Below are 4,757 nucleotides of genomic sequence, written 5' to 3' on the forward strand. Positions count from 1 at the left end.
CTGTTCCCAATCTTCCGTAAATCCAGGAAAACGTAACTTAGGCACGCTCCGTTTTTCCTTACTCATCGCAACCCCTCTTTCCTTTTACCATAACAACCTACCTTTCATTAACATAAGAATCCGCAAATTTATATAATGCAGCAACTAATTCATTGCCATATGTAATCTTATTAAGTGCAGCCACTTCTTTATCTTGTGCCTTAACTTGGTATTCTTTACGTGCATCTTTCTTTAGTTGGCTAATTCTGCCCGTACTATCAAGATCTTGTTTACCTGCTGTATGGCGTCCAAATAGTTCTAAAATTTCATCATTACTAATAACATCAATGATGCCCCATTTTAACCGGAAATCAAAAATATTATCCTTCACAATCATGGTATTAGCATCATGTATAATATCCAAACTAGATTTTAATTGAACTGGATACGTTACTTCATGCCCTTCAGGAGGATAATTACCGCTATAAATTGCATCAGCAGCATTATTAATTTGTTTTGCATATTGACGGTCTTCCAATGCCATAGCAAAATCACTAATCTTATCTCTATAGTCAGCAGCTACATCCATACGCTCCTCATGCACTGCATTCATTAATGCTTCTACCAATTCAGTTAGATAATCATAATTAACACTAACATCTTTTACATGAATCATACGTAACTCAATTTGTGCTACAGGTACATCATGTATTTCTGCAATGCGTTCTTTTAAATCATTATACAAAGATGTCGTTAGTATTTCCTCTTGCTCAGGAGTCATACCAAGTAGTGTAACAAGTTCATCTGGATTATCATAGTCAAAACCAACATCCTCACCATTAACCGTTTCTGGGTCATATTGTTTTAATTTAGACATCCCAGAACTATAGGTCCTCATGAGATTAAACATTTCTTCTTGCTTAGCTTCACTCGCCGGTACTTCTGTAAAAGTATCTGTAATATCTGCTAATTGGTCTACTACATGTTTGACCTCATTAAATTGTTCTTTGAAAGTTTTTGCTAACACACCAGCATCTACTAATTCTTTAGTATCTACCAAAGTTTCTTGTACGTCAGCGGAAGCTTTATTAGCATAAATACTCAAAGCCCGATTCATAAGTTCTTCGTTCTTAGCTGGCCATCTATAATTAACAATACGTCCCCATGGTTTACCCTGATTATCAGCGATACGGTTTGTTCTGGAGTAAGCCTGAATCAACAACGCATCCTTCAATGTACGATCTACATATAACGTATTCATTTTAGGTGCATCAAAACCAGTTAATAGTTGATCTACAACAATAACAATATCTAAATATTGACCATCTTCCGCAGTACGATTTAATCGTGTTGTCAAATCTTGTGTATACCCAGACACATCATCTAGACCAAAGCTGGTACCAAACATCTTATTATAATGATTCATAGCTCGTAATAAGCCATCATTAGTCGTTAATTGGTTATCACTATTATTAGTACTCATACTGAACGTCACACCAACTTTCAGCGTAGACAATCCTTGTTCTTCTCGTTCTTGATTAACACGCTCAAATTCCTCAAAATACATCAAGGCCATTGGCGTACTTGGACGATTACCACCTACATGTGTAGTAAGCATAGCATTATAAGCGCCATCATTAGAACGGTTGCGCCAGTTTTTGAAGATATCTTCTACAACTAATCGCACATGATTAGGATTGTTATCATAGAAACTAGGTTCAATCATATCATCCATGTCATTATCAGTAAGATTAGCAATTTTACGTTCAATATCAGCTTCATTCCAATCAGGATATTGTGCCTTATAAAATTTAGGTAAGTACTCTTGCTTCATTTGCTCTTCAGCGATAGTCGTTTCAAAATCCACCTTGAACCCTAATACATTTTTATCTGCAATGGCTTCACGAATTGTATAGGCATGAAGCAACTTACCAAATACTTCATGCGTCTTAGTGCCTTTTTTACCAACAACCTCGTCAAACATTGGTGTTCCAGTATACCCAACCCATGCGGCGCCTTTAAAGACCTTTTGTAATTCTTCGAAGCTTTCACCACCAGTCGAACGATGTGCCTCATCGACGATAAACACAAATTTTTTCTTAGGCACTACAAAATTTTTACGTTTAATAAGAGTATTTAGTTTTTGTACAGATGTAACAATAATTCCGTAACCACTTTTGTTCAATTTACGCTCTAAGGCATCTGTATTTAACGTACCACTTACATTGTTATTCTCTTTGCCCCCATCATCAATAGAGCCTTCAGGGTCATACGCTTTATAATTATCTTCAGTTTGTTTTGTTAAAGCAATACGGTCTACGACAAAGATAACCTTATCTACATTAGGCATGCGACTAGCTAGCCATGCAGTTTTGAAACTAGTAATAGTCTTACCAGATCCAGTAGTATGCCATACATAACCTAATTTATTGATAGGTAAATCAAAGTCAGCCCGTTTTAATTCATTTAAAACTGCTTTTGTAGCATATACCTGATACGGGCGCATGACCTTAAGCATTTGTTTATTCTTAGTTCCATCAAGAATAGTAAACAATGTAGACATTTGATGAGCCATTGGTATGCTAAGGAACATATCCGCAAAGGTAGTCCAGTTGCGAACCACCTTATTATCATTGGGGTTTTGCCATTCAAATGCAAAGTCCTTATTAAATAATTCAGCCGTTGTATTCGCCATATATTTAATGCGATTTGGTGTCATAGCAACTAGAATTTGAACAGTTGAGAAAATATCACTGTACTGTTTCTCTTGAATATATTGATGCATTTGATTTAATGCTTCATCAACAGAATGCTTAACAGATTTTTCCTCAATTTGAATGATAGGTAATCCATTAATAAGTAACGTTGTATCAAAACGACGTTCTGGGCGACCTGCAATTTGTGGTTCTCGTTTAATTTGACTAACTACTTGATATACGGTATTACCAGCACCAATCTGTTTTTGATCAAATACCGTCAAGAATACATGACGTCCATCATCAAGGTCCACTTCTACTTGAGACACACCATTAATACCATACAAAAATTGACCTGCTTGATATGGTGTATACAGTTCATTAATAACCTTTTGAACCTGTTTAAACTCTGTATCACTTAAAGGTTGAGACAATTGATTCTGATTCAATTGATATAAAATAGATCGAAAGTTTTCCCATAAGTCTTCTGTTGTTTTAATTGTTGGCTCATACTTCCATAATTTACTTTTATATACCTTCATATTACCGTAAGAATCTGTAGTATCTCCTACTTGCTTAGTTGCACTGCTAATAATCCCTGATGATAATTGTTCAATTAACTGACGTTCAAATTCTAGCTCTGTCATTTACTCTACTCCCTGTAACATAGCAATTGATAAACGATACGTATTTTCAGCTACCCGTTGTCTTAACGAACGTAATAATAATTGCTTAAAGTATATATCCCCTATCACCCGTTGAAGCTCTATTGGTGGTAATTCCGGTAGTACAATTTCTTTCAATAGCTTTAAACTATATCGTATCACCTGACTGCCTTGTAGATTTTGTTTAAACTGACGTTTAATCGATTGATTTTCATTGATCAAATAAGCCATATACCTTCTATCTACTAACCTGCTCATAGGCTCCATACGAGCATAATTTTGTGTAAATACATAGCCATCATGTTCCGCACTTACTATTGTGGCTTCACCAGAAATTGTACTAAATAATAAGTCGCCTTCTTTGGCAATAGCTCCAGGCCCCATTCCATCTACTTTTATCTGTTTCCGATCACTCATAGCGCCAGGTACACCATATAAATCCTCATATAATTCATTCTGCCCATATAAGGTATATACTTTCGCATCCGGACTATTACTTTCTTCAATGCGATACTGTGATATACCAGTATTACTATGAAATACATTTCGAATATACATTATTTCACCTCTTTCCTTAATACTTCTTTCATTTTACTTTTATTTTTGCATTTAAAAAAATTACACTGCATATCTTTTAATTAAAGTATACAGTGTAATTCATTCAAAAGCAAATATTTTTTGTAATTTTTAAAAATGCAGTGTAAATTTAAATATTATTGTTTCTATTACGTATTTCTTTTAAATTCACGCCTTCCTTATTTTTCCAAAGAATTAATCCATTAGCAGTTTGGCCAATTAAAAACATAGCTGCTGTTGATGGACTGTTAAATAAAATATCTTCCATTATACAATTATCATTATCTTTTTTTACTGTTTTTCGACGTAACTTAAGTGATTCAGATATAGTTTGAGCAGTCTTATGAGAAACTTTACTTCCTTTTAGAAGTAAAAATCCTTCATTAGTTTCTTTAGCATAACCAGTAACCACTTCACTTCCAACTTTTTGAGTCATAGTATAAATAATCTCATCTTCGCTACGACCTGAGTCAGCCAACTCATCAATTGGTGTTAACACTTTCTTACCTAATAATCCTATTGGTAATTTTGAGAACTCTATATACGCTAATAACTCACTAATTTTTTCTTCAGTTACATTTCCAAGAGTTGGTTCATTTTCATTAAAGACCTTATATCGATTGATTTCTTTAATCAATCGATAGTAATGATTCTCTAAGAAATTTAAATCCGTAGGACCAAAGCTATCATTCGATGTTGTTAGCACTACAGCCTCTGTCCAAAAGTCCTTACTGCTATCTGTATCATGTTCTTTTAAACGCTGTAATACACCATCATCATTTTTACGAATTCCAGCCTGACCAATATATACTAATGGTTCATTATTATCATCCATGCCAAA

3 protein-coding genes are annotated in these 4,757 nt (G+C 34.5%); all 3 read right to left on the reverse strand.

Features of this window, described 5'->3' with window-relative positions; genetic code table 11:
* Positions 1-97: 97 nt before the first annotated feature.
* Positions 98-3,322, reverse strand: coding sequence for a type I restriction endonuclease subunit R, EcoR124 family (locus RYP29_RS08235; protein WP_311533027.1), 3,225 nt, complete (start codon positions 3,320-3,322; stop codon positions 98-100).
* Positions 3,323-3,898, reverse strand: a complete 576-nt coding sequence (locus RYP29_RS08240) for a restriction endonuclease subunit S (RefSeq protein ID WP_311533028.1) — start codon at positions 3,896-3,898, stop codon at positions 3,323-3,325.
* A gap of 148 nt (positions 3,899-4,046) precedes the next feature.
* Positions 4,047-4,757, reverse strand: a 711-nt coding sequence (locus RYP29_RS08245) for a GIY-YIG nuclease family protein (RefSeq protein WP_311533031.1), incomplete at its 5' end; no start/stop codon positions are given.

This window comes from uncultured Veillonella sp. (assembly GCF_963534045.1).
Lineage (GTDB): Bacteria > Bacillota > Negativicutes > Veillonellales > Veillonellaceae > Veillonella.

Coding starts and splice junctions, on each gene's coding strand:
- RYP29_RS08240 (WP_311533028.1), bottom strand. CDS start 3,898: ATGTATATTCGAAATGTATTTCATAGTAATACTGGTATATCACAGTAT.
- RYP29_RS08235 (WP_311533027.1), bottom strand. CDS start 3,322: ATGACAGAGCTAGAATTTGAACGTCAGTTAATTGAACAATTATCATCA.